The 24,915-nt window shown below is 61.5% G+C and carries 25 protein-coding genes and 2 pseudogenes; 12 read left to right on the top strand and 15 right to left on the bottom strand.

The features are described 5' to 3' along the window. Positions 1-2: 2 nt before the first annotated feature. The 4 genes from ELS24_RS03835 to ELS24_RS03820 form a co-directional block, all read right to left on the bottom strand. A complete protein-coding gene (locus ELS24_RS03835; RefSeq protein ID WP_127183443.1) occupies positions 3-3,119 on the bottom strand; it encodes an efflux RND transporter permease subunit in 3,117 nt (1,038 codons plus the stop codon). 33 nt (positions 3,120-3,152) lie between these two features. Continuing rightward, entirely contained in the window at positions 3,153-4,238 is a 1,086-nt protein-coding gene (locus ELS24_RS03830) for an efflux RND transporter periplasmic adaptor subunit (RefSeq protein ID WP_050449157.1), read from the bottom strand. A 177-nt stretch (positions 4,239-4,415) separates the two neighbouring features. Beyond that, positions 4,416-4,877 carry a ribonuclease HI gene (rnhA, locus tag ELS24_RS03825; RefSeq protein ID WP_050449156.1) on the bottom strand — a complete coding sequence of 154 codons (462 nt, stop codon included), beginning with the start codon at positions 4,875-4,877 and terminating at the stop codon, positions 4,416-4,418. 52 nt (positions 4,878-4,929) lie between these two features. Then, positions 4,930-5,709: a class I SAM-dependent methyltransferase gene (locus ELS24_RS03820; protein ID WP_050449155.1), complete on the bottom strand. Its 780-nt coding sequence runs from the start codon at positions 5,707-5,709 to the stop codon at positions 4,930-4,932. Positions 5,710-5,729: 20 nt separating this feature from the next. Between ELS24_RS03820 and gloB the strand changes: the two genes are divergently transcribed. From gloB to fabI, 3 genes are all read left to right on the top strand, one after another. Then, entirely contained in the window at positions 5,730-6,551 is an 822-nt protein-coding gene (gene gloB / locus ELS24_RS03815; RefSeq protein ID WP_127183442.1) for a hydroxyacylglutathione hydrolase, read from the top strand. A 7-nt stretch (positions 6,552-6,558) separates the two neighbouring features. Further along, on the top strand, positions 6,559-7,974 hold the full coding sequence (locus ELS24_RS03810) for a transglycosylase SLT domain-containing protein (protein WP_127183441.1): 1,416 nt from the start codon (positions 6,559-6,561) through the stop codon (positions 7,972-7,974). A 124-nt stretch (positions 7,975-8,098) separates the two neighbouring features. Continuing rightward, positions 8,099-8,884 carry an enoyl-ACP reductase FabI gene (fabI, locus tag ELS24_RS03805; RefSeq protein WP_050447163.1) on the top strand — a complete coding sequence of 262 codons (786 nt, stop codon included), beginning with the start codon at positions 8,099-8,101 and terminating at the stop codon, positions 8,882-8,884. A gap of 43 nt (positions 8,885-8,927) precedes the next feature. On the opposite strand, the gene ELS24_RS03800 is transcribed toward fabI, so the two are convergent. Then, a complete protein-coding gene (locus ELS24_RS03800) occupies positions 8,928-9,326 on the bottom strand; it encodes an OsmC family protein (protein WP_050447162.1) in 399 nt (132 codons plus the stop codon). Between the two features lie 158 nt (positions 9,327-9,484). On the opposite strand from ELS24_RS03800, the gene ELS24_RS03795 reads away from it, so the two are divergent. After that, positions 9,485-10,177: a tellurite resistance TerB family protein gene (locus tag ELS24_RS03795; protein WP_127183440.1), complete on the top strand. Its 693-nt coding sequence runs from the start codon at positions 9,485-9,487 to the stop codon at positions 10,175-10,177. A 52-nt stretch (positions 10,178-10,229) separates the two neighbouring features. Here ELS24_RS03795 and ELS24_RS03790 read toward each other — a convergent pair whose 3' ends face one another. From ELS24_RS03790 to ELS24_RS03780, 3 genes are all read right to left on the bottom strand, one after another. Continuing rightward, complete coding sequence (locus ELS24_RS03790) at positions 10,230-11,216, bottom strand: tripartite tricarboxylate transporter substrate binding protein (RefSeq protein ID WP_050447160.1); 987 nt, start codon at positions 11,214-11,216, stop codon at positions 10,230-10,232. 9 nt (positions 11,217-11,225) lie between these two features. Next, positions 11,226-12,110 (bottom strand): carboxylating nicotinate-nucleotide diphosphorylase, encoded by an 885-nt coding sequence (gene nadC / locus ELS24_RS03785; protein ID WP_050447158.1) that lies wholly within the window; start codon positions 12,108-12,110, stop codon positions 11,226-11,228. Between the two features lie 82 nt (positions 12,111-12,192). Beyond that, positions 12,193-13,173 (bottom strand): NUDIX hydrolase, encoded by a 981-nt coding sequence (locus ELS24_RS03780; protein ID WP_127183439.1) that lies wholly within the window; start codon positions 13,171-13,173, stop codon positions 12,193-12,195. A gap of 177 nt (positions 13,174-13,350) precedes the next feature. On the opposite strand from ELS24_RS03780, the gene ELS24_RS03775 reads away from it, so the two are divergent. The 4 genes from ELS24_RS03775 (at position 13,351) to ELS24_RS03760 (ending at position 17,659) form a co-directional block, all read left to right on the top strand. After that, positions 13,351-13,581, top strand: coding sequence for a hypothetical protein (locus ELS24_RS03775; RefSeq protein ID WP_050447155.1), 231 nt, complete (start codon positions 13,351-13,353; stop codon positions 13,579-13,581). 186 nt (positions 13,582-13,767) lie between these two features. Next, a complete protein-coding gene (locus tag ELS24_RS03770; protein WP_083447380.1) occupies positions 13,768-14,475 on the top strand; it encodes a fimbria/pilus chaperone family protein in 708 nt (235 codons plus the stop codon). Positions 14,476-14,579: 104 nt separating this feature from the next. Beyond that, a complete protein-coding gene (locus tag ELS24_RS03765; protein ID WP_127183438.1) occupies positions 14,580-17,015 on the top strand; it encodes a fimbria/pilus outer membrane usher protein in 2,436 nt (811 codons plus the stop codon). Between the two features lie 32 nt (positions 17,016-17,047). Then, positions 17,048-17,659 carry a hypothetical protein gene (locus ELS24_RS03760; protein ID WP_127183437.1) on the top strand — a complete coding sequence of 204 codons (612 nt, stop codon included), beginning with the start codon at positions 17,048-17,050 and terminating at the stop codon, positions 17,657-17,659. A gap of 39 nt (positions 17,660-17,698) precedes the next feature. On the opposite strand, the gene ELS24_RS03755 is transcribed toward ELS24_RS03760, so the two are convergent. Next, positions 17,699-18,400: a response regulator transcription factor gene (locus ELS24_RS03755; RefSeq protein WP_050447151.1), complete on the bottom strand. Its 702-nt coding sequence runs from the start codon at positions 18,398-18,400 to the stop codon at positions 17,699-17,701. A gap of 180 nt (positions 18,401-18,580) precedes the next feature. Between ELS24_RS03755 and ELS24_RS03750 the strand changes: the two genes are divergently transcribed. The 3 genes from ELS24_RS03750 to ELS24_RS03740 all read left to right on the top strand — a co-directional run bounded on the left by ELS24_RS03750 (position 18,581) and on the right by ELS24_RS03740 (position 20,936). Then, a complete protein-coding gene (locus ELS24_RS03750; RefSeq protein WP_050447150.1) occupies positions 18,581-19,300 on the top strand; it encodes a DUF1120 domain-containing protein in 720 nt (239 codons plus the stop codon). A 184-nt stretch (positions 19,301-19,484) separates the two neighbouring features. Continuing rightward, positions 19,485-20,186 (top strand): DUF1120 domain-containing protein, encoded by a 702-nt coding sequence (locus ELS24_RS03745; protein ID WP_050447149.1) that lies wholly within the window; start codon positions 19,485-19,487, stop codon positions 20,184-20,186. Positions 20,187-20,231: 45 nt separating this feature from the next. Beyond that, complete coding sequence (locus ELS24_RS03740; RefSeq protein ID WP_050447148.1) at positions 20,232-20,936, top strand: DUF1120 domain-containing protein; 705 nt, start codon at positions 20,232-20,234, stop codon at positions 20,934-20,936. Positions 20,937-21,029: 93 nt separating this feature from the next. Here ELS24_RS03740 and ELS24_RS31180 read toward each other — a convergent pair. From ELS24_RS31180 to ELS24_RS31165, 5 genes and pseudogenes are all read right to left on the bottom strand, one after another. Continuing rightward, positions 21,030-21,146 (bottom strand): annotated as a pseudogene (locus tag ELS24_RS31180) (IS30 family transposase); the annotation flags it as partial. Next, a complete protein-coding gene (locus ELS24_RS31175; RefSeq protein ID WP_240669538.1) occupies positions 21,098-21,394 on the bottom strand; it encodes an RHS repeat-associated core domain-containing protein in 297 nt (98 codons plus the stop codon). The pseudogene ELS24_RS31180 and the gene ELS24_RS31175, both read right to left, overlap by 49 nt. Next, the gene (locus tag ELS24_RS31170) at positions 21,316-21,612 is read right to left on the bottom strand and encodes an RHS domain-containing protein (protein WP_240669537.1); all 297 of its coding nucleotides are present in this window, start codon (positions 21,610-21,612) and stop codon (positions 21,316-21,318) included. The genes ELS24_RS31175 and ELS24_RS31170 overlap by 79 nt, the downstream gene beginning before the upstream one ends. A 121-nt stretch (positions 21,613-21,733) precedes the next feature. Then, positions 21,734-22,066 carry a barstar family protein gene (locus tag ELS24_RS03730; RefSeq protein ID WP_127183435.1) on the bottom strand — a complete coding sequence of 111 codons (333 nt, stop codon included), beginning with the start codon at positions 22,064-22,066 and terminating at the stop codon, positions 21,734-21,736. Beyond that, positions 22,063-22,908, bottom strand: a pseudogene (locus ELS24_RS31165) (RHS repeat-associated core domain-containing protein); the annotation flags it as partial. The pseudogene ELS24_RS31165 and the gene ELS24_RS03730, both read right to left, overlap by 4 nt. 372 nt (positions 22,909-23,280) lie before the next feature. On the opposite strand from ELS24_RS31165, the gene ELS24_RS03720 reads away from it, so the two are divergent. Then, positions 23,281-24,398 (top strand): IS3 family transposase gene (locus ELS24_RS03720; RefSeq protein WP_428839679.1). Its coding sequence is split into 2 segments (ribosomal slippage): positions 23,281-23,530 and positions 23,530-24,398, totalling 1,119 coding nucleotides; the frame shifts between segments, so codons are not numbered across the junction. 110 nt (positions 24,399-24,508) lie between these two features. Here ELS24_RS03720 and ELS24_RS03715 read toward each other — a convergent pair. Further along, entirely contained in the window at positions 24,509-24,907 is a 399-nt protein-coding gene (locus ELS24_RS03715; RefSeq protein ID WP_127183432.1) for a hypothetical protein, read from the bottom strand. Between the last annotated feature and the right edge of the window lie 8 nt (positions 24,908-24,915).

The raw sequence follows: 24,915 nt of genomic DNA, 5'->3' as shown, positions 1-24,915 counted from the left end.
ACTTATTCCGACGCTGCGTTGGCCGAAGACGGCGGCGTGTGGGCACCCGGCGGGTGGGCCGGCGGGTGCTCCGCGCTACCGGCATGGCCGGGTTTCTTGCGTGCGGTGGCAATCAGCGTATAGGCCACCGGCACGACGAACAAGGTCAGTAGTGTACCCAGCAACAGCCCGCCCACCAGCACCCAGCCGATCTGCTGACGCGACTCGGCCCCCGCGCCCGTGGACAAGGCCAGCGGCACGGTGCCCAACACCATCGCCCCCGTCGTCATCAGAATGGGGCGCAGCCGCAGCACGCTGGCCTCGATCACGGCGGTGAACAGCTCCTTGCCTTCGTCGCGCAACTGGTTGGTGAATTCCACGATCAGGATGCCGTGCTTGGTAATCAAACCCACCAGCGTGATCAGGCCGATCTGGCTGTAGATCGACAGCGTGCCGCCCGTCAGCCACAGCGCCAGCAACGCCCCCGTCATGGACAGCGGCACCGACAGCATGATGATGAAGGGGTTGCGCCAGCTTTCAAACTGCGCGGCCAGCACCAGGTAGATGAAGGCCAGCGCCATGGCGAAGACCAGATAGATGCTGCCCGAGGAATCGCGGAACTCGCGCGACTGGCCGTCCAGGTCCGTGATGATGGTGTTGGGCAGCACGTCGCGCGCCACCTGGTGCATGTGCGTCAGCACCTCGCCCAGCGCGTAACCCGGCGCGACCGCCGCATCGATCTTTACCGCTCGCAGGCGGTTGAAGTGGTTCAGCGACTGCGGCGACACGCCTTCATGCACGCCCAGCAGGTTATCCAGCTGCACCATGCTGCCGTCGCGCGCCCGCACGTAGATGCCGGAAATATCCGTCGGGTTGGCACGGTCGCGCGGCGTCACCTGCACGATCACGTCGTACTGCTCGCCCTCGTCCTTGTAGCGCGTGACCTGGCGCCCGCCCAGCATGGACTCCAGCGTGCGGCCCACGGTATCCACGTTGGCGCCCACGTCGGCCATCTTGTCGCGGTCCACCCGCACCCGCAATTCAGGGGTATTCAAGCGCAGGTCCGTATCCAGGTTGAGCAAGCCGGGATACTTGCGCAGTTCGGTCAGGAAGACCTCGGTCAGACGCGCCAATTCCGGGTAGGACGCCTGGCTCATGATGATGAATTCGATCGGCTTGGACCGGGCAGACTGGCCCAGTGACGGCGGATTGGTGGGAAATGCCCGCACGCCGGGCAGGGATGCGAACTGTGGCTGCAACTGCCGGGTGATTTCCTGCTGCTTGCGGCCGCGCTCTTCCCAAGGCTTCAGGCGCAGGATGGCGGTGCCGTCCGTCACGGTGGGAAAGCCCACCGTGACCTGGCTGCCGCTGGCCTCGGGAATATCTGCATAGAACTTCTCGATGCCCAGCATGCTGTCCAGCGTGTAATTCAGCGTGGCGCCTTCGGGCGCATTGACGATGCCGAACACCACGCCACGGTCTTCCACAGGCGCCAATTCACTTTTCACCACCTTGAACAGCACGCCGCTGCCCGCCGCCACCGCCACGCCAATCACCACCACCAGCCAACGATGACGCAACGACGCACCCAGCAGGCGGCGATAGCCGTTGCTCCAGGCGTTAAGCCAGCCTTCGATCAGGTTGTACCAGCGGTTGTGGCTGCTTTGATGGCGCAGCAGCACCGAGCACATCATGGGTGTCAGCGTCAGGGCCACGAAACCCGAGACCAGCACCGCGCCGGCCAGCGCCAACGCGAATTCAATGAACAGCCGCCCGGTGCGGCCCGTGGCAAACGCCAACGGCGCGTACACGGTCACCAGCGTCATCGTCATGGCCACCACGGCGAACCCGATTTCCTTGGACCCACGCAGCGCCGCTTCCTTGCGCGGCATGCCTTCCTCGATGTGTCGGAAAATGTTCTCCAGCACCACGATGGCGTCATCCACCACCAGCCCGATGGCCAGCACCATGGCCAGCAGCGTGAGCGTGTTGATCGAGAATCCGAACAGGTACATCAGCGCGCAGGCCCCCACCAGCGAGACAGGAATGGTGACGATGGGGATGATGCTGGCGCGCAGATTGCGCAGAAAGAAAAAGATCACCAGCACCACCAGGACGATGGCCTCGCCGATGGTGTGGAACACGGAATCGATGGAACGCTCGATGAACACCGACGAGTCGTACGCGATGTTCAGCTTCATGCCCGCCGGCAGCGTCTCGTTCAGCCGCGCCACCTCCTCGCGAGCCGCCTTGGAAAGCTCAAGCGGGTTGGCGGTGGATTGCTTGGTAAGCCCGATATTGATGGCGGGCTTGCCGTTGAAGCGCGACAGTATGCGGTCGTTGGCCGCGCCGATCTCCACCGTGGAAACGTCGCGCAGGCGTACCGGGTAACCCTTCACGTTCGCGACAATCACGTCTTCGAACTGCGCGGGCGTTTGCAGGTCGGTCGATGACACCACCGAAAACTCACGGGCCCGCGATTCAATGCGCCCGGCCGGAATCTCCACGTTCTGGCTGCGCAGCGCGGCTTCCACGTCTTGCACGGTCAAGCCGTAAGCGGCCAGCTTGTCGCGGTCCACGTAGATGCGCATCGACGGCAGGCGTTCACCAAACACACGCACTTCCGCCGCCCCCGGCAGCACGGACAGCCGGGTCTTGATGTAGCGGTTGATGTAGTCGGACGTCTGGATCGCCGAATACGATCCCGCTTCCACCGCGATGTACATGATGGGTTGGGAATCGGCCTCGACCTTGCCGATGATGGGCTCGTCGATCTCATCGGGCAAAAAACGCCGCGCGCGCGAGACTTTGTCCCGCACTTCCGCGGCCGCCGCGTCGGGGTCGCGAGACAGGTTGAACTTGATGTTGATCAGGCTGCGTTCGGAGCGGCTGCGCGAGGTCATCACGTTTACGCCCTCGATGCCGGCCAACTGGTCTTCCAGCGGCTTGGTCACCTGGGATTCGATCACCTCGGGCGAGGCGCCCTTGTAGGTCGTATCCACCGAGACGATGGGTTCGTCGATCTTCGGATATTCGCGCACCGTCAGGCGCGAATACGAGATCAGCCCGATCAGGACAATGATCAGCGACAGAACCGACGCAAACACCGGCCGCTTGATGCAGGTTTCCGAGATACGCATTGCGTCACCGCTAAAAAGAGAGAGGAGTCGCGCTCACGAGCCGCCGCCGACGACGTTGACGGCGGCGCCGTCCGTCACGCGCTGTATGCCCGCCACCACAAGCTGGTCGCCCGCCGCCACGCCGGTCAGGATTTCCACGCGGCCTTCGCGGCGCTCGCCGATGGTGACTTCGCGCTTTTCGGCCTTGCCGTCCCTGACCCGGTAAACGTACTGCGTTTCACCCGACGGCGACAATGCGGCTTCCGGCGCCACCAGCGCCTTGTCCTGATTGAACAGCAACTGCACGCGGGCGAACATGCCGGGGCGCAGCACGGCGTCGTTGTTGGCCACCGTGGCGCGCAGCAGGATGGACCGGCCACCCGCGTCAACCAGCGGGCTGACGGCATAGACTTGCCCTTGGCGCTCCTGCCCCGGCAGCGCATCCAGGCGCAGCGTCAGTTGCTGGCCCACGCGCACCTTGCTCAAGTACATTTCGGGCACGCGGAAGTCCACTTTCAAGGGGTCGATCGCTTCCAGCGGCGCCAGGTCCTGCCCCTGGTTGACGTAGTCGCCCACGGACACGCTGCGCAAGCCCACGATGCCGGCGAACGGCGCCGAAATCGTCATCTTGTCCAGGCGCGCCTGCGCCAGCGCCACAGCCGCCTCCTGCACTTTCAGCGTGCTGGCGGACTCATCGCGCGCCTGCTGGCTGACGAAACCCTTGCCTTGCAATTCCACGGCGCGCCGGTAATGGCTTTGCGCCAGCGTCAGGTTCGCGCGCGCCTGCGCCAGTTCGGCGCGCGGCACGGAATCGTCCAGCCGGACGAGCACCTGCCCCCGGGTAACCGGCTGGCCTTCCTTGAATTCAATGGCTTGGATCCGCCCCACCACTTCCGGCCGCAGCACGACGGATTCATCCGACCGCAAGCTGCCCACGGCGGACAGGCCGCGCGCGAATGGAACTTCCTTGACGGCGGCAACCTCGACCCGAACAGGAGCGGAAGGCGCAGTAACGGGCTGGGCGGCGCTCTGGGTGGGCGGAGTTGGTGCGGGCGCAAGCCATCGCGGCACGAAAACACCCAACGCGGCCCCCACGGCCAACCCGGCCGCAACGGCGGCCAGCAGTACAGCTTTTTTCATGCGCGAATGTGGCTTTGATGCGGCGCGCCCCGGATTCCCCACTTGGACGACGCCGCAGGAACTGGAATGGGGGAAGGCACTGTAGCACCCGAATTTACATACTGGAACAATCCAGAAGCCGGATGAAAGAACTAAATCCGCCTCATCAGGCGGATTTCAGGGTATTCACCGATGCCCTCAGGCCCGCCGGGCCACTTCCACGCCCAGATTCGCCAACTGGTCGGCGCGCTCGTTGCCCTCGTCACCCGTGTGGCCGCGCACCCAGCGCCACGACACCTGGTGCCGCTGCACCTGCTCGTCCAGCGCCTGCCACAGTTCGGCGTTCTTCACTGGCTTCTTCTCGGCGGTCATCCAGCCACGGCGCTTCCAGTTCACCAGCCACTCGGTCATGCCCTTCATCACGTACTGCGAGTCCGTGTGGATGGTGACGACGCAAGTGCGCTTGAGCGCCCGCAGGCCTTCAATGACGGCCATGAGCTCCATGCGGTTGTTGGTGGTCTGGAGTTCTCCGCCATGCAAGGTTTTCTCGTGGCCACCGGCGCGCAGCAAGACGCCCCAGCCGCCCGGACCGGGATTGCCCTTGCAAGCCCCGTCGGTCCACATTTCCACTTTCTGGTCGATCGCTTTGTTGTCCTGCATGGTGCTGCTTTGTAGTCCTTGTTCGTGCAAAGTGAAACGTGCGCTGCCGCTATCAAGAGCGATCGAAGCCGTCGTCCGCCTGGCGGTTGACCACCACGGAAGCGGCACGCGCGCGCTTGGGCTTGGTCTTCCAGGCCGGCCCGATGATACGCATGCCGGCCACGCGCTTGACGGCCGACACCATATACACCGCGCCGCCCCGGCTCCACCAGCGGGCGCCGGCCGGCTCCAGGAAGCCCCAGCGCTGCAACCATTTTTCGCTGCGGCAGGCGGGCGCATAGCAGCCGAACTGGCTCTCTTCGACTTCCAGCGACAGCAGCTTGAACCAGTCTTTCAGGCGCGCCAAAGACACCTGCGACGAGGGCGGCTGCGGCAGCCAGGGTTCCATGCCGGGCATACGCGTGCGCGCGCCCCACATGCTCCAGGGGTTGAAGCCGGAAATCACCACCCGCCCTTCCGGCACCAGCACGCGCTCGACCTCGCGCAGCACATTGTGCGGGTCCTGCGTGCATTCAAAGGCATGCGGCAGGATCAGCAGGTCCACGCTTTGGGATTCGAATGGCAGGGCCTCGGGTTCGGCCAGCACCACCCGCGACTGCCAGTCAGCCACGCTTTCCGCCGACGGGGTTTCAGTGCCCACATAGCCCTTGAAAGGCATGCGGTTGGCGCGCAGCAGATTCATGTCGGCCAGGCCGACCTGCCAGGCATAATAGCCAAACACATCCGCGACAGCCGCGTCGAACTGGGCTCGTTCCCAGGCCAGGGCGTACTGCCCCGGTGGCGTCTGGAACCATTCGGCCAGTTCTACAATCGGCGGAGTTTCTTCTGCCACGTTCTATTCCTTCGAATCTCATGCAAGCCTTGACCGCCCCCGCAGGCGGCCGCGAGCAACATGCCGCGGTCTTGCCTCTACCCGCCTTTACCGACAACTACATCTGGGCCATCGTCCGTGGCGAAAACGCCGCCGTGGTGGACCCGGGCGAAGCGGGCCCGGTATTGCAATGGCTGGAGCAGGAAGGCTTGAGGCTGCGCGCCATTCTACTCACGCACCATCATGGCGACCATGTGGGCGGCGTGCTTGAATTGTCACGCATGGCGGACCTTACCGTATACGGACCCGCCCGTGAACGCCTGCCGCGCTGCGATGTCGCGCTGACCGAAGGCGACCGCGTGGCGCTGCCCGAACTGGACCTGGACCTGCGCGTGCTGGATGTGCCGGGGCACACCGCCGGGCACATCGCTTACACCGGCCGGGCGGCCGGAATAGAACCGGTTCTGTTCTGTGGCGACACGCTGTTTGCCGGGGGCTGTGGTCGGCTTTTCGAGGGAACTCCCGCGCAAATGCATGATTCCTTGGAAAAATTTTCCGTTTTACCGCCAGATACACAGGTTTTTTGCGCGCACGAGTACACTCTAGCGAACTTGCGCTGGGCATTGGCTGTGGATCCCGCCAATCGCACCCTGCTTCAGTGGTATCAGCGAGCCCAGCAATTACGAGCAGAAGGACTTCCCACGCTTCCGTCGACGATCGGCCAGGAACGCGCGACGAACCCGTTTCTGCGTACGCAGCAAGTCGACGTCATCCGTGCCGCAGCCAGCTGGGCCGGACACAATCAACCTACGCCGGTAGAGGTCTTTGCCTCCCTGCGTGAATGGAAGAACGATTTCAAGTGACCGCCTGATGAATCTATCCCGACTCCTTCTGCCGCTCATGGTGGCAGTCCTCGCCGGTTGCGCAGGAACTAAAGCCCCCGACAAAAACCTCACCACCAATTCCCAAGGGCGTTACATCGCCCGGGATACGTCCCGAACGGTTGACCTGACCAACCCGCCGAGCGACGCCTGGGACCGCATCCGCCGCGGTTTCGCCATTCCCAACCTGAACACCGAGCTCTCGCAGCAGTGGACCGAGTACTACGCGTCCCACCCCGAGTCCGTTCAGCGCATGGCCGAACGCGCGGGCAAGTACCTGTACTTCATCGTCGACGAAATCAACCGCCGCGGCCTGCCCACGGAACTGGCGCTGCTGCCCTTTGTGGAAAGCGCCTACAACCCCACCGCCCTGTCGCGCGCCCAGGCTTCCGGCCTGTGGCAGTTCGTGCCGGCCACCGGCCAGCATTTCAACTTGAAGCAGGACTGGTGGCGCGACGAACGCCGCGACCCCATCGCGTCGACCAACGCCGCGCTGGACTATCTGGAAAAGCTGTTTGAAATGCAGGGCGACTGGTACCTGGCGCTGGCATCCTACAACTGGGGCGAAGGCTCGGTGCAGCGCGCCATGGCCAAGAACGAAGCGGCTGGCCAAAACACGGACTACCTGTCCCTGAACATGCCCAGCGAAACCCGCAACTACGTGCCCAAGCTGCAGGCCATCAAGAACATCATCGCCGACCCGCAACGCTACGCGGTGTCGCTGCCCCCCGTGGGCAACACGCCCTACTTCGTGACGGTGCAGAAAAACAGCGACATCGACGTTGAAATCGCCGCCAAGCTGGCCGAAATGCCGCTGGACGAATTCAAGGCGCTGAACCCGTCGTTCAACCGCCCGGTCATCCGTGGCGACCACGGCCCGACCCTGCTGCTGCCGGCCGACCGCGTCGAAATCTTCAACGCCAACCTCACGAACTACAAGGGCGACCTGAGCGCCTGGAAGATCTATCACTCGCGCCGTGGGGAATCCTACGCCTCGATCGCGAAGCGCTTTGGCGTGACGCTGGCCGAGCTGCGCGAAACCAACGACATCAGCTCACGCCAGAAGTCGGCGTCGGGCCAGGCGCTGCTGGTACCCGGCGAACCCGGCAACGGTGGCGTGCAACTGGCGTCGCTGGCAGCGCCAGTGGGCGCGCTGGAGCAGGCGCCGTCCGACAACAAGGCAGCCGCCCCGCGTGGCCGCGCCGCGCCGGCCCCCGCCGCCCGCGTCGCCAGCGCACGCCCCAATGTGCGCACCCACAAGGTGCGTCAGGGCGACACGCTGTTCTCATTGGCCAAGCAATACGGCACCTCGGTCAACACCCTGCGCGCCTTGAACAACATCAAGGGCAGCGCCCTGAAGATCGGCACGCCTTTGCGTGTGCCGGGCACCAACGCCCGCGGCTGATATTCGCCGCTCGTCAACACAGAACGGCGCCCCCAGTGGGGCGCCGTTTTTACACGTACGCGGAAGCCGCCAAACTCCTTAAAATGGGCGGTCTTTCTGCAGGAAAAAAACTAAAGGAACCATCATGGGCTTTCTCGCCGGCAAGCGCATTCTCGTTACGGGAGTGCTTTCAAACCGATCCATCGCCTACGGCATCGCGCGCGCCTGCCACCAGCAAGGCGCCGAACTGGCGTTCACCTACGTGGGCGACCGCTTCAAGGATCGCGTGGTCGAATTCGCTGCTGAATTCGGCAGCAAGATCGTGCTGCCCTGCGATGTGGCCGAAGACAGCCAGATTGAAGGCGCGTTCACCGAGCTGGCCCAACATTGGGACGGCCTGGACGGCCTGGTGCATTCCATCGGCTTCGCCCCCCGCGAAGCCATCGCCGGCAATTTCCTTGACGGCTTGTCGCGCGAAGGCTTCCGCATCGCCCACGACATTTCCGCCTACAGCTTCGCCGCCATGGCCAAGGCCGCGCTGCCGCTGATGGAAGGCCGCAATGGCTCGGTGCTGACCCTGACCTACCTGGGTGCCGAACGCGTGGTTCCCAACTACAACACCATGGGTCTGGCCAAGGCGTCGCTGGAAGCCAGCGTGCGTTACCTGGCCACGGCGCTTGGCCCGCGCGGCATTCGCGCCAACGGCATTTCGGCCGGTCCCATCAAGACGCTGGCCGCAAGCGGCATCAAGGACTTCTCGTCCATCCTGAAGTTCGTGGAATCGCAGGCGCCGCTGCGCCGCAACGTCACCATTGACGACGTAGGCAACGTGGCGGCGTTCATGCTGTCGGATCTGGCCGCCGGCGTCACCGGCGAAATCACCCATGTGGACGCCGGCTTCTCGACCGTCGTCCCGGGCATGGAAGACTGATTCTTGCCTTGGGCGGGGCGGCTTCCCCCGCCCCACGGCCGGTTCAAGCCGGCCGCGCCACCAGCGTGGACACCTGCACGTCCACGGCCGTCATCAACTTGTGGATCGGGCATTTCTCTGCCACCTTCAGCAGCTCGTCGATCTGGGCGTCCGACAGTTCACCGTGCAACGTCAGTTGGGCGGTAAGGCGGTACACGCCCTTGCGCTCTTCGCTAGCATCGCGCACCACCTCCACATCCACCGACGTCAGGGGCAACCCCTTGCGCTGTGCGTAGACCATCAGCGTCATTGCCTTGCAACCGCCCAGCGCCGTATCGAAATAATCATGCGGATCCGGGCCCTCGCCTTGCGGGTGCGGCATTGCCAGCGGCAAGTCGTGGCCCTCGGCCGTAGCGGTGAATTGCAATGTATTGGGCGCATTCTGGTGGACGCGGATGCTCATGAATTCGATCTCCTGGGTTCGGCATCCGTTGCGGACGCCGCAAGGCCAATTTGTAGCATCCGCCGATGTCACCGACACCTGACGGCAGGCTGAACTTATTTTCGCGCCGTCGGTCGGATATCCCTATCCGCAATTCACGAACTGACTTAGGGGGACGCATGAGCGCCAGACAACTTCTTGATCAATTGCTGCAATCGGGCCAAGGCCTGCTTTCGGACGCCACCAACCGCGTGCAAGGCGCGACGGGCGGCGCTGGCGGCGGCAAGGCTTCGTTCTTGACCGGTCTGGGCGGCGGTGCGCTGGGCGCGGGCGCGTTGGGCTTGTTGATGGGCAGCAAGAAGGCACGCAAGATCGGCGGCAAAGTCGCCATGTATGGCGGCATGGCCGCGCTGGGCGCGCTGGCCTATCGCGCTTATGGCGACTGGCAGCGCAACCAGGCCGGTGGCGCACAAGCCGCGCCCCCTCAAACCCTGGACCGCCTGCCCGCGCCCGAGGCCGAGCAGCACAGCAATGCCGTCTTGACCGCCATGATCGGCGCGGCCAAGGCCGACGGCCACATCGGCCCCGAAGAACGCGGCCTGCTCGAAACCGAATTGGCCAAGCTGTCATCCGATGCCCAAGACCGCCAGTGGCTGGAAACGGAATTGTCGCGGCCGCTGGACCCTGCGTCGGTGGCCCAGTCCGCCAAGACGCCCGAAATGGCCGCTGAAATGTATCTGGCCAGCCTGCTCGTCGTGGACGAGGAAAGCTATATGGAACGCGCCTACCTGGACGAATTGGCGCGTCAGCTCAAGCTGGAACCCGGCTTGAAGGAAAAGCTGGAACAGCACGCCAAGAGCGCGGTCGCCTGAACGGCTGAGATGGCGTCGGCGCCGCGCCGACGCCATCAAACCCCACGATCTTTCAATCCGCGCGCAGACCGATGGATTCCGTCAACGCCGTATAGCGGTCGATGTCGGCGTTGATCATCGACTGGAACTCTTTCGGTGTGCTGCTGGCGGGCGTGAAACCTTGCTCGCGCAGCGCGGCTTGCGTCTCGGGCCGCCGCACGATCTTCGTCACGGCGGCGTTCAGCTTGTCGACCACCGCTCGCGGCGTGGCCGCTGGCGCCAGCAAACCATGCCACTGGTCCAGCGCGTAGCCCGCAATGCCCGCTTCGGCAACCGTGGGCACGGTGGGCATCAGCGGCGAACGTGCCGGCGATGTCACCGCCAACGCGCGCAGCTTGCCGGCGGCAATCAGCGGCGCCGCGCTGGACGCCGTCACGATACCCATCGCCACCTGACCGGCCGTCACATCTTTCAGCGCAGGGCCACATCCCTTGTAGGGCACTTGCTGCAACACGGCGCCGCTGGATCGCGCCAGCATTTCCCCAGCCAGGTGTTGAGGCGTGCCGTTGCCGCACGACGCGAATGGCAAGGGCTGGCCCGGCACGGCCACGGCCAGTGCATCGCCCAAGGTTTGCAGCGGTGATGCGGCCGGCACCACGAAGACGGACGGCACGAACGCCACGTTGATCACAGCGGCAAAATCCTGCTTGGGCGAAAAATCCAGGTTCCGATAGACCCCCGGATTGATGGCGAATGAACTGTTCACCATCAACACCGTATAGCCGTCTGGCGGCGCTTCGGCCACGGCGCGCGCGCCGATATTGCCGCTTGCGCCGGGCCGGTTCTCGACGATCACCGGCTGGCCCAGCTCTTCCTGCAGACTGGCGCCAATGCGGCGCGCCAGCAGATCGGTGCCGCCGCCGGGCGGAAATGTCACCACGATCGTGATGGCGTGATCGGGGTAGGTGGCGTCGGTCGCCGCATCGCCCGACGGAGAATTACCGCAGGACGCCAGCGGAACCGCGCACAGCGCAAGGCAAAGTCGAAGCAGGTTTTTCATATCGGGCTCTCAGGCGTCCAGGCCAATGTCCAGCACCTTGGCGCTGTGGGTCAGCCAGCCGACCGCAATCTGGTCCACGCCGGTGGCGGCCACCTCGGCGGCGGTCTCGGGGGTGATGCGGCCCGAGGCTTCGGTAACCGCGCGGCCCCGGGCCATGTCGACGGCGCGCCGCAAGTCGTCCAGGCTCATGTTGTCCAGCAACACCACGTCCACGCCTAGCGACAGCGCCACTTCCAATTGCGCCAACGTGTCCACCTCCAACTCGATCTTGACCATGTGGCCCACGCCCGCTCGCGCACGCTGTACGGCGTTGGCCACGCCGCCCGCCAGTGCAATGTGGTTGTCTTTGATGAGCACGGCGTCATCCAGGCCGAAGCGATGGTTGCTGCCGCCGCCCACTCGCACCGCGTACTTCTGCACGGCGCGCAAGCCGGGCAGGGTCTTGCGGGTGCAGGTAACGCGCGCGCCGTAGCCCGAAATGGCCCGTGCAATCGACGCCGTGGCGCTGGCCACGCCGCTCAGGTGGCACAGGAAGTTCAGCGCCACCCGCTCCGCGGTCAGCATCGCCCGGGCGTTGCCATGCAAACGCGCAATCTCGGTCCCGGGCGACAGGTCGGCGCCGTCGCGTAGCGATGCGCTGAACTTGATTTGCGGATCCATGGTTTGAAAAGCCAGGCGCGCCATATCCAAACCGGCCAATACGCCCTCTTGGCGGGACACCAGGCGCGTTTCCGCGACGGCGTCGGCCGGCACGATGGCATCGGTGGTCAAGTCGCCAGCGCGGCCCAGGTCTTCAAGCAAGGCTGCTTGAACCAGCGGCAAGAGCATGACATCCGGCAGAGGCGGAACCGTCAGGCGAAAGGCATTCGAAGGCACTTCGGCATTAATGCTCATTTTGAGTATTTATGAGTTAAAAAAAGGCGCGCAGAGATTGCGCACTAGTTATGCTAAATACGAGCATAAGCCTTGTCAAGCGTCACAAGGTGCGGGACAAGGGCAATTTGCTGCCGGCAATGGCGCGTTCCAGCAGCACGTCGCGCCGGAAACGGAACAGCTTGGCAGGCCGGCCCGCCGTGCCCGTGGCCATCTCGCCGGTTTCTTCCACCAGTGCCTGCTGCTCGATCAGGCGACGGAAATTCTGCTTGTGCAGTGCCCTGCCCGCCAAGGCTTCGACCGCCAATTGCAGTTGCAGCAAGGTGAATTGAGCCGGCATCAATTCAAACACCACGGGGCGGTATTTGATCTTGGCGCGCAGGCGCGCGATGCCGGTCGCCAGAATGCGGCGGTGGTCGTGGCGCATCGGTTCACCGGGCAACACGGCCTTGCCGTCGCCATGACCTCGCCGTGCCGCCTCGGGCACTGCTCCGGCTTCGAACAAAAGCTCGTAGCGCTGCAACACCATGTCCTCGTTCCAGGCGGCGCCGTCCAGGCCGAAGGTAATGGCGGCACGCTGCTGGCGGCGCGTGCGCACGGCGGGGTCGGCGGTGGCCTCACACCATTGCGCCAACCACGGCACGATCAGATCCTCGACCAGCGCGGGCGCGCCGGCACGCCGGTCTTCCCACGGGAAATAACGGTACCAGTCCTGCCAGCCAACCTGTGCCACGCCGGTTTCGCCGGCTTCGCGCGTCAGGCCCAGATAGCTGACCGACATGACGCGCGCACCCGACTCGTCGGATCGATCGCCGTCGGCAAAGGTGTAGAGCTGTTCCACATAGCCCAGCGGATGATGCGTCTGCGTTTCCACCCAGGCGCGCAGGCCCGCCTGTAAAGAGCGATGCGATAGTTCAAACGGCCCGGCCGGCAAGGCGCTTGCGTCATCCGTGGTCAACACGCGCGGCTCGCCGTTGGTCACGGCCACCAGCACGGCGACGAGTTCGGTATGGACGGAGCGTTCGACGGATTCGGTCAAGGATAGATGTCGCGAAGGGGTGGGCAAAGGGGTGAGCAAGCGCATTGCACAGGCCTGGCCGCGTATCGGCGAGGAGCCGGAATTATAAGGTTCCGCTGCTGCAACAGCCCCTTGCAAACGTGACAGGCCAGATGGCTGCGAGCGCGCGCTCAAGGTCTAAGATAAACCGCAGGTACACAGGCGCGTCGCCATCCTGGGACGCCCGCAAGCGGAGCAAGAGCCATGTTGAAAACTGCCCCCGACCCCCAAGCCCCGGCCAACCCCAAGGCCGTTGACCCACGCCCGCCCACCGACCCGCGCAAAGGTACGGAAACGCTACCGATGCCGGATCAGAGCAAGCAAGTGGCAGGCATGCCACGCGACGGACGCGCCATTGCGCAACCTGGAGAACCCGGCGTCATCACGCCCGAGGACGATGTGCTGGATACGTCCTACGAGAACCGCAAAACCTGACGCCGCGCGACGAACGATGATGCGCGGGCCGCTTGACGCGGTTGGCGTGCGGGCCGGACCGGCAACGGTTCGGCCCGCTGCACTTGAACACGCGAAATAGGCGTTCGCCTATATCAGGCGAACGAGCCGGTTTCTACACTGCTACGCTTTCAAGGCCCTTTGGGCCGATGCCTTAGCGATATCTCCATGTTCAAGAACACCTTCCCGCGCATCGTCGCGGCATCTCTATTCGCCCTCCTTTTCCCCGCCAGCCAAGCCCTAGCAATGGGCATTCAGCCTGAAACGTCGGTTGTGCTCGTGCACGAAAATACCGGCGAAGGCACGATCGGCATCAAGAATACGGGTGACGAACCCGTGCTGCTGATCTCCATGATCGAACACATTGCCGAAGACCAAGAAAATTGGGTCATGGTGTCGCCGCCCGCTGCCGTGGTGGCTCCCGGCAAAACGCAGTTGGTGCGCTTTTTGCTCACCCACGACAAGCCGCTGGACGCGCAGCGCATGAAGCGCGCCATCTTCGAAGGCATTCCGCAAACCGGTGAACAGGGCAACAAGCTGCACCTGACCATCAGGCAGGATCTTCCGCTGATCGCGCTGCCCAAGAAGATCGCCAACGACAATGCGCCGTGGCGCTCGCTGCAGTGGACTGTGCAAGACGGCAAGCTGACGGTGCACAACCCCAGCCCCTACATCGTGCGCATGGACCAACGCGTCAATGTGCAGCCGTCGGATCAGGCGCTGATCCTGCCCAAGACGTACGTCTTGCCGGGTGAAACGCTGCAGCTGGTCGGCACAGAGGCCCCCCTGCAAGCCGGACAGTCAAGCGTTCGCCTGTATCCCGCCAGCGTCTACGGCTATCAAGTCTCGTCCTTCGACGCGCCGATCAAAAACTGACGGCATCACTGCCCCCGCGGGGCATCAACACGCTTGGCCATGCTCGCAAGACCCGGCAACCGGGTCTTGCGGGCGTTGCGCGCCGGCTCCACTCGTGGCTTTTCATGTTCTGCAACCGCTTACGCAATGCTCGCGGTGGCGCCTTCGTCGCCGCGAGCCTCCTGCTGTGCCTGCACGGGGCTGCCATCGCGCAACCCGGTGCAGGCGGGTTCGACCTTGAAACCCTGAAAAGCCGCGGCTTGAATCCGGCCATCGCATCGCACTTCAAGAACGGGCCACAATTCATGCCGGGCCAACACACCGTGCACGTGAGCGTCAACGGGCGCAACGTCGGGCGCGCCCTGGCCACATTCGATACCGGCGGCAGACTCTGCCTGAGTTCGGAACTGCTGACCCTGGCCGAGCTGAAGGTGCCTGAAGCGCAACGCAGCGACCCACAGGCCTGTCCTGACGCATTTCTTCAGGCCTGGCCCACCACCACCATCGCGCTACAGCCCGAACGCATGACCGTGGACATCGTCGCGCCTCCCGGCGCAATGGACCGAGCAGCCACCGCCACGACCTATCAATCGGGGGGACGCGCCGCCATCCTGAACTACGACGTACTGTCCAGCCAGACGCGCCATCTCGGCGGCAAGTCGACATATCTGCAGGCCTATACCGAACTGGGCCTGAACGCGAACGATTGGATCCTGCGCAGCAACAGCACCTATTCCAATAACGGCGGGAAGTCGACGTGGAACCACGTCGATGCTTACGCCCAGCGTACATTGCCCTCTTGGCACACCACCTTTCAGGCGGGGCAAATCAATCTGCGCGGTTCGCTGTTTGCCGGCGTTCCCGTCAACGGCATGCAACTGTTTCCGGAAACCGCATTACAAAGTAGCGAACAGGAAGGCCCGCCCATCACCGGCATCGCCCACACACAGGCCCGAGTCGAAGTCTCGCAGAACGGCATTCCACTGGCGTCCGCCATCGTGCCCCCCGGCCCGTTCACCATGACCGATGTACTGCCCCGGTCATTGACGCAAGACCTCAAGGTTGTGATCCACGAAACCTCGGGCGAAGAGCGTGTGTTCTACGTGCCCGCGGCCGCGTTGCAGGTAGACCGTGTTGGTACGCCCACTGGATTCACCGGCGGTTTGGGCACGCTGCGCCAAACGGATGCGGGAGGTGGCGGCTCCATGCCGGTCGCCGCGGCCGAATACGGCATCGCGTTGGGCAGGCGCGCCAACATCGCGGCCGGACTATTGCTGACGCAGGATTATCGGTCGCTCGGCGCCCGCTCGGATATGGCTCTGCCCGGCAGCATCCAGACCGGCGTGCAGAGCACTTTCTCGCAAAATTCGCGCACCGGGCGTAGCGGCTCGCAGCACATCGTGTCGGTCTCGGGGCAAGTGCTGCCGGGCGTGTCTTCGAACCTCTCGCTCTTGCGGCGCACCGACGGCTACAGCGAGGTGTTGGACAGCGCCAACAGGCCGACTAGCGGTACGCAGTGGTATCCGCATCTTCGCGAAGACCGTATCAAGCAACAGATCAGCGCAGGGTTGGGCTGGAGCGGATCCACGCTGGGCGGCTTCAATATGAACGTCAGCGAATCCCTGAGTACCCGCGGAAATTCATCGCGTCGCGGCATTTTCAGCTGGGGCAAGAGCTTCGGTCGGGCCAGCGTGTCGCTGTCTTTCGAACGCGACATGGGTTCCAGCCACCGCAATCAGGGCAGCCTCATGTATCTGAACCTGAGCTTGCCCTTGGGCAAGCAAAGGGTCAGCGCGTCGATGCAACGCCAGGACAGCGGCACAAGCTATGGCGTCAATACTGGCGCATCAATCAACGAGCGAAGCAGCTACACCCTCGCGGCCACCACCAGTTCTCACGGCCAGACCAGCTATTCCGGTTCGGTCGGCGTCAATTCGGCCTATACGCATCTGAATCTGGCGGCCAGCAGTTTCAAGGGCGGGTACAGCCATTCCGCGCGCATGCGCGGTGGGCTGGTCGGGCACGCACATGGCTTGAGCTTTTCGCCCTACCGGGTGCAGGACACGTTCGCCATCGCATCGGTGGGTGGTCTATCCGGCATACGCTTGAGCACGCCGGCGGGCAGCGTGTGGACCGACCTCTGGGGCCGGGCCGTCATCCCGTCGCTGCCTGCTTATCGGAACGGGCAGATCCAGGTCGCCACGACATCACTGGCGCGCAACGTGGACTTGATCAACGGCCGCTACAGCCTAGACCCGGCGCGCGGGTCGGTATCGGCCGTGGACTTCAAGGTGGTTACGGTTCGCCGCGCATTGCTGACCGCCACCTACGCTGACGGCTCGCCGGTGTCCAAGGGCGCGGCCGTGCTGGATGCCAATGGCGTGTTCGTCACGCTGGTGGGCAGCGGCGGCCAGATCTTCCTGCCTGACATGCTGGCAGGGGCCACACCGTTCAGCGTGTCGCCCACGGAAGAAGCGTCGTGCACGCTCGAATTCGACATTGCCGACACACCCGACCTGAACGCGTTGTACGAGCGCACCCAGGCGACGTGCATCCCGTAGCCGCCCCATCCCGCTCATCGCAAAAGGAACCCATGACTCTCGCAAACTCTCGTCTCGTTCGATCGTGCCGGCCCGCGCTGGCGGTGGCAACGCTGCTCGTGACCGCCGCCTGGACCACGCCCGCGGCGGCGCAAGCATCGCCCCTGCCGCCCATGATGCGCGGAGCAGCCGCGGCGCCGATAGCGGGCTGCATGATGTCATTCGGCCAAGCCACCGTCGACTACGGCAGTTTCACCGCCGGACAACTGACGTTGGACGGCAACCGGCGCTATCAGCTTGAGCCGCGTCTGGTGCCGTTGACCATCAACTGCCCTACTGCCCGCCCCATCGCACTGCGTCTGAACGCCACCGCAGGGCAACATGGCGCCACGAAATTCGCCGGCACCGGCGCGTTGCACATCGTCCTGAGTCACGTCCGGATCGACGGTGATGAAACCCGTCTGGTCAACCCAGACGCGCCTCATGGCGCCCAGCCCCGGATCTCCCTGCGGCCCGGCGACACGGTGATGTTGGAACATGGCCGTGCCGGACGCAGTCTTACCGCCCAGATTGCGTTGAACCCTGAAGTCGCCGATGCCGACGTTCGCGTCGCCGACCAGACGGTATGGTCGGCGACCTTGCAGCTTGAATTGGTTGACATGTAGCGCGTGCCCGTCACCATCCGCGCGGTTGAATGCCGGCGCTTACAAAAGCCCGCACAGCTTGAACAGGCCGTTGTCCGTTGTGACCCCCAGCTTGCGATAGGCGGTGCCCTTTTGCGCGCTGATGGTTTTGGGGCTGCGGCCAAACTTGATCGCGATGTCGGAAATGGTCATCCCCGCGAGCAGGCAGCGAATCACTTCACGCTCGCGCCCAGACAACGATGCGCCATCCAGCAGGCCGCTTGTCGAGGCGGACAAGGCAGGGTCGGCCGGCGTGTCTCGCGCCAAGGGCTCAATCTGCTCGGTGCTTGCGCCAGACAGCAGGTAAGTCATCTGGGGATCGCAGTAGGTACCGCCCGCTGCCACCTTGCGTAGCGCCAGCACGATTTCCTCTTCGCGCCCGCCCTTGCCCACAAAGCCGTGCGCACCGGAACGCAGGGCCAACGCCACCGTGGCCGGATCGTAGAGCGCGGAGAACACCAGAATGCGCGCGTCGGGAAACTTGATGCGCAACATCTTGATCAGCGAAATGCCGTCGACTTCAGTCGGACCTAATGAGTAGTCGATCAACAGCACATCGACGGGTTGATCCACAAGCGTCCGGATCATGTCGCGGCTGGTCTCGAACTCGCCTATGACAAAGATGTCGCGGTTTTGCGACAGGTAGGCGGACATGCCAGCCCGCACCACCGGATGGTCATCCAGGATTGCGATGCGCAACGGATGAAAATTGGATGCTGACAATATGGAATTCCCCGGTAGAGCCCAGATTTTCCACTGTTTCTCGTTGAACGAAAAACCAACGTGGACAAATAGTAACGCAGCCGTTTACACAACCGTAATGAAGATTAGGCGCATGCCTATATCCTAAAAGTCATGCGTTTCCTAGAGTGATTCCTTTGTTCCACCAGAAACTGGATAGTCATGAATCACTCGGTACGCCCCCTGCCCGCTCTGCGATACCTCCTGGCCGCAAGCTTTTTGATCGCCGCCTCCGCCCAAGCCGCTCCCACCGCGGACCTGACAATCACCGGCCGCATCACCCCGCCGTCGTGCAACCTGTCGCTTGACGGCGGAGGCACCCTCGACTTCGGTGAGCACGCATTTAACTCACTCGTTTTCGACGGCACCAAACTTGACTCCAAAACAATTGGCCTGAACATCACGTGCGAGGGCAAGACGCGCGTCGGCCTGCACGTGGTAGACAACCGCGCCAGCAGCAAAGTTCTGAAAGCCTCGTTAAACGTCAATGCATGGGGGTCAAACAACGCCACCATCACCGACGCCTTCATCTTCGGCTTGGGTTCCGTTGCGGGACCCGACAGCACTCAAATTCCTATCGGCGGCTACATGTTCGGCTTCAAGGAAGGCGACGTCCAAGCCGACTTGAACAAAGCCACCGTCCTCTACAGCGCGGACAAACGCACCTGGCTCGCCGAGACCATACAGCGGCAGTTCATCAGCCCCAATTTCACCTACGCCTTCTTCGTGGGTTCGCCAGGTGCCGGTGCCACGCCTGCAGCAGTCGACTCGGTCACTGGCTCGCTTACCGTCACCCCGACGATCAACCGCGCCGCGGCTCTGCCGACCACCGAGGCCATTAACCTGAATGGCAGCGCCACGATCTCGCTGGTTTACCTGTAAGAAGGGTACCGCGGAGGGCGCGCTGTGGCGCCCCCTCGCAATCGGGCAAGCCCTTGAAATAAGTGCAGCGTACGGCTGTGCGACCGTTGAAGGCCGCACAGTCTCGCTGCAATTGGGCAACGCCAGAACCAGCTCGTTCGCTGCCTCTCGAGGACGGCATTTGTTGACATCAGGAACGTTCATTATGAAAAATCAATTCTTCGTCGGCGTGGCGTTTGCCACGCTAGCTGCCGCATCGCACGCTGCCGGCAACAGCGATCTCAACGTGACAGGCAAGCTCACGCCGCCAGCATGCAACGCCCATTTTGGCGGCAACGCAACGCTCGACTTTGACTCCATCGTGTTCAACGCCTTGGACAACAATGGGACGAAACTGGGCAGCAAAGACACCGCTCTACAAATCAACTGCGGCGGCCCCACGCGCGTCAGTGTTGTCGCGCTGGATAACCGGGCAGGCTCGGGCATCACGCTCCAGGAAGCCCCCAACCTGAACTGGCCGTACCAGAATGACGTGAATGGTCCCAAATATTCCTGGGGGCTGGGTTTTGCAGACGGCAAACAGATCAAGACAGGCGCATTGATTGCATTGATCACCCCGCAGACCACCACGGTCGACGGGGCGGTCCTGACCACAGCGGGAGTGCAGAAGATCCTGGCACGCCCCACAGGCAGTAATAGCTGGTCGGTTGCGTCATCGCATTACTCGCTCAACCTCAGCCCTGACTTTGAATACTCGTTCGGCCCGACAGGCGGACCCGCCGTACCAATTACGAACGCGCAGTTGGCGATCGGGCTCTCCCCCATGATCGGGCAACCATCAACCCTGCCCGCCGCGAACGAAATTCCGCTGGACGGTTCGATCACATTCACGTTGCGTTACCTGTAACCGCGATCCAACCTCACCCGCACGAACCTGCCTCCATTCGCTCACATGACGAAAACCCTGCCACGCCTTTGCGTCGGTCTGGCTCTGGCTGCGGCAAGCACCACGCATGCCGCCACTAACCAGGCCGATCTGGTCATCGGCGGCCAACTCACCCCGCCAGCCTGCAGCATGGGCTTTGGCGGGGCAAGCCCCGTCGACTTTGGCACCCTGCCCTTTCACAGTCTGAACCGCAATGGAACGCTGCTGCCTGAACAGCGTCCACGCCTGGAAATCGCGTGTGGCGGCCCCACGCGCGTCTCTTTCACGGTTCACGAAAATCGTCCGGACACTGCCATCACGCATCAGGCAGCCATCGCCAGCGGCATGCCGTGGCCCTATCAAAACCCACTGAACGGCACACCCCACGCTTGGGGTTTGGGCCGTATCGACGATGTCAAGATCGGTGCCGTCGTGCTGCTGGTACGTCCCCACGCCACGGTGGTTGACGGCGTCCCGCCCTTCCAAAGTACGTCCATGGTCCTTTCCCGTCCACGCGGCAGCGCAAGCTGGCCTGTTCAGTCCGCCATAGACACCATCAACGTGAATCCGGCGGACGAATACTCGTTCGGCAAAGATGCCACCGCCATGCCCATCACGACAGTATCCGTCAGCTTGGCCGTGACACCCGTGTTGAACGGAACCACTGCCTTGCCGACGTCCAAGGAAATTCCACTGGATGGTTCGGTGACATTCACGTTGCGCTACCTGTAGCCTCGTGGCCCGTGGCCATACAAAAAGGCCCTCGACGTCCTTGAAGTCGAGGGGTAATCCCCCCCGCAAAAGCGTTGTTGTGGATTCAGACGGTCAGTGCAACATTGCGTCCAGCGCTTCAGCCGGAATCTTGAATCCCAACGTTTTTCTGGGCCGGGGATTTAGCCTGGCGGCAACTGCATCAAGCTCGCACTGCGTATAGCTTGCCAAGCTTGCTTATCTGTCAGGTGCCTTCCGAGTTCCACTCCCTGGTCAGCCCTTGTCGCAGTTCGATGGCCAGCTAATCCAAATGGAACAATCCATTCAATCGGATTCGGTGCATATTGGAAGACGTTTAACCCACCTGCATACCCAATTGGATCTCGACTAACCAATCGCCCTACCTGCGGACCATAGTACCTATACCGGTTGTAATGTAGCCCAGTCTCTGGATCGTGATGCTGCCCCTGGAACCTGATCGGGTTGCTAATCCCTTACTGCAATGCGCTGCTTGATCGCTCTTCTTTGATCCATCCCTAAGCCTGTACTGCGCGCTCCAGACGATCTCGCCTTGCGCATCCGTCAGCTCTTGCGGCGTGCCCAAGTGGTCGCACTGGTACCAGACGAGCGCGTCCAGCAGATCCGGCTCAGGCGAGGTCGTCCACAGCGGATCCCGATCAATGTCATACGTACCCACATACTCCGGCTGCTTATGCAGCAGCACAGGTTTCCTGCTAATGGCCTGCGCCAGCGGCCTTGTTTGCACGCGCACGGACGTAGTGACAGATAAAAGCCGGCTAGTGATAACCGGCCACTTTCTATTTAATCAGCAACAAAAAAATCAATACCTCATCACCGAAAGATATTGCCCCTTGATTAATAACTTCTATTGATAACAAAAATCCATGCCTAATCTCATCAGATAAAGAATGAATACCCTTAATCTCCATCAATAAATACTCATCCTTATCCAAGTGTATATTTGTCATTCCATCCTCAGGAAATCTAAGGCTGCTTAAGCAATCAATAAAAGCGTTGAAGTTCTTCCCATAGAAATCAGGAAAACCAAACAACCTCTTCATTTCATCATGAAAATCATCATCTATTTTTATTTTATAAAAGTCAGAGGATAATTTTTTAAATTTCATCATCTCCAACCCCCAAGATTTATTTCTATAAAAGATTCATAATGGTCATGACTGTAATACGCTTTCCCTGTCGCGTTATCAATAACAATACGCCTTGCACCTCGATTGCCAACGCCAGGTGTTTTAGCCGTCCATTCTCTATATGGCCCACTGCCAGTATCTAATCGTTGACTATTTGGAGAAATACGGAAACTATTCTCAAATTCGATACCGTCCCTTGCGTAAGCTGGTCGATTTAGTTTGATGTTATCGATCGTTTTATGTAGTTCCCTCATTTCAGCGGGACTCATATCATGTCCCCATTGATCTCTTATAGCAGCATGCGCCTGCTTGGGATTTTCAGCAGAATGACCGCACCTCAACCCCAGTGGATCTATCCACGCCAGCGGACTCGGCGCATATGCATAGGTATTTATCCCCCCCGCCAGCCCTATCGGGTCCTTCGCAATAAACCGTCCGACCTCCGGATCATAGTACCGGTGACGGTTGTAATGCAGCCCGGTTTCTTGATCCCAATACTGCCCCTGGAAGCGGATCGGATTCCGTATCCCCGCCGCCTGCGCGGCGCTTGAGATCACCTCCCTCGCCGCGCCCCAAGCCTTGTACTGCGCGCTCCAGACGATCTCGCCTTGCGCATCCGTCAGCTCTTGCGGCGTGCCCAAGTGGTCGCACTGGTACCAGGCGAGCGCGTCCAGCAGATCCGGCTCAGGCGAGGTCGTCCACAGCGGATCCCGATCAATGTCATACGTACCCACATACTCCGGCTGCTTATGCAGCAGCACAGGTTTCCTGCTAATGGCCTGCGCCAGCGGCACAAAGCTGCCCGGCTCATACAGGTAGTGCGTCGTCTGAACGTAAATAATATTACGCAGACAACCACAGACGGCTATATTCCTGAGTTGATCGATAGCCAGGATATTATCAAGGCGGAATTTGTAGCGGGGGCTGCATTTAATATGGAACCGTATCCGGAAGGACTTATAACAACGTGCTAAGGGAGAGATTTAGCGGCTATTGTTGGAAGCAGACGCTCATCCATATTGATGCGGACTGGATACAGGATAACGGTGAACTGTATCTGGCAGGGGGGGCTGATTGACGCAGTGGGGCCTAACCGGGCAACCGCTGGCGATCAGCGTGATGCCCAGCCGTAAGCTCCCCCTTCAGGTAGACACCGCCCGGTAGAATTTCGGAGCCTCCCTGAGTTGGAGATTCCCTTGAAGAAAAGCAGATTTACCGAGAGCCAGATCGTTGCTGTTCTGAAGGAAGGCGAAGCCGGCATGCCGGTCGCCGAGCTGTGCCGCAAACACGGCATCAGCAACGCCACGTATTACCTTTGGAAGAGCAAGTTCTCCGGCGTTCAAGTTTCCGAGTTGCAGAGGCTGCGCGAACTGGAAGCTGAAAACGCCAAGCTCAAACGCATGTTTGCCGACTTGGCGCTGGAGAATGCAGCGATCAAGGATGTCTTGAATCGAAAATCCTGACGCCGTCGGCCAGGCGCGAAGTGGTGGGACAGCTGGTGCAAGCCAAGCTCTCAATCACGCGCGCTTGTCAGATTGCCGGCCTATCGCGGGCGGCGTACTACAAGAAGCCAATGCCGGCATCTGAGCGGGATTCCCAAGTCATTGATGCTTTCAATGCCATTGTGACCCGGCATGGGCGTTGGGGATTCTGGAAGTGTTTCACCCGGCTGCGCCTCGACGGTCGCGGCTGGAACAAAAAGCGCGTTCATCGGGTGTACTGCGACATGGGTCTGAATTTGCCTCGGCGCCGCAAAAAGCGGCTTCCCGACCGACCGCGACAGCCGCTGGATCTGGCCACAGAGCCTAATCGTTGTTGGGCGCTCGACTTCATGCATGACGCTCTCTACTGCGGCCGGCGGTTTCGCACTCTGAACGTGATCGACGAGGCGAACCGGGAGTGCTTGGCCATCGAGGTAGGCGTGTCCATCCCGTCTGCGCGCCTCATTCGGGTATTGAGCCGTTTGATCGACTGCTATGGGCCGCCTGACGCAATACGCCTGGATAACGGTCCGGAGATGATCTCAGAGGCGTTCACCCAATGGGCTAGCGCAAAGGGCATCGCGATCCGCTATATCCAGCCGGGCAAGCCAAATCAGAACGCTTTCATTGAGCGCTTCAATCGAACTTATCGAACCGAGGTGCTCGACGCGCACCTGTTCGCCAACCTTGAGCAGGTCCAGGCGATTACCGATCAATGGCTGGTCGATTACAACCAGTACCGCCCGCATGAATCGCTGGGTGGCCTCCCGCCGGTGCAATTCATGCCCCGGCTAACCCTTGCTCCGATCGTCTATCAACCGATGTCTACTTGACAGGGGTGCTTACGCAGCGAGGTGGTGACTCAAGTACAACAGAGCAATATGCTGACTTAGCCATTGACAAAAGCCCGGAAGGACCTTTACGGGATCATTCTGGGCTTGGTTTATAAGAAAGTAAAGCCAAAAAAGTTATTAGGATCTAGTATCAGAACTCTTTCAATATCACCCTCATGGCATGTAATAGACATACCCGAAAGAGGTATTTGTTCATAACTAACTTTTGACACGCTTATTTTATTTTCAGTTTTAAATAACTGAGAGTATATTGACATCAATGAAAACTTATCATCTTCATCAACATCAAACCATACTTTTATTTCATTGACTCCATTTGCTTTAATCAATCCATCATCTAAATACACTTCATAAATAAGATCGCTAAAGACAAAAAACAATCTTTCATACATTGGATGAAAAACAGGCAACCCCTCAGAATCAATATAACCGGTAACAATTACGTCACTCAGCGTTTCTTGAGTGAGGTAGTTAATAAAGCTTTCCATGATTAATC

It is taken from the genome of Achromobacter spanius, from assembly GCF_003994415.1.
GTDB classification, from domain to species: domain Bacteria; phylum Pseudomonadota; class Gammaproteobacteria; order Burkholderiales; family Burkholderiaceae_B; genus Achromobacter; species Achromobacter spanius_C.
Note: the sequence above shows the minus strand (reverse complement) of the source record. Positions and strands in the feature narration are given on the sequence as shown.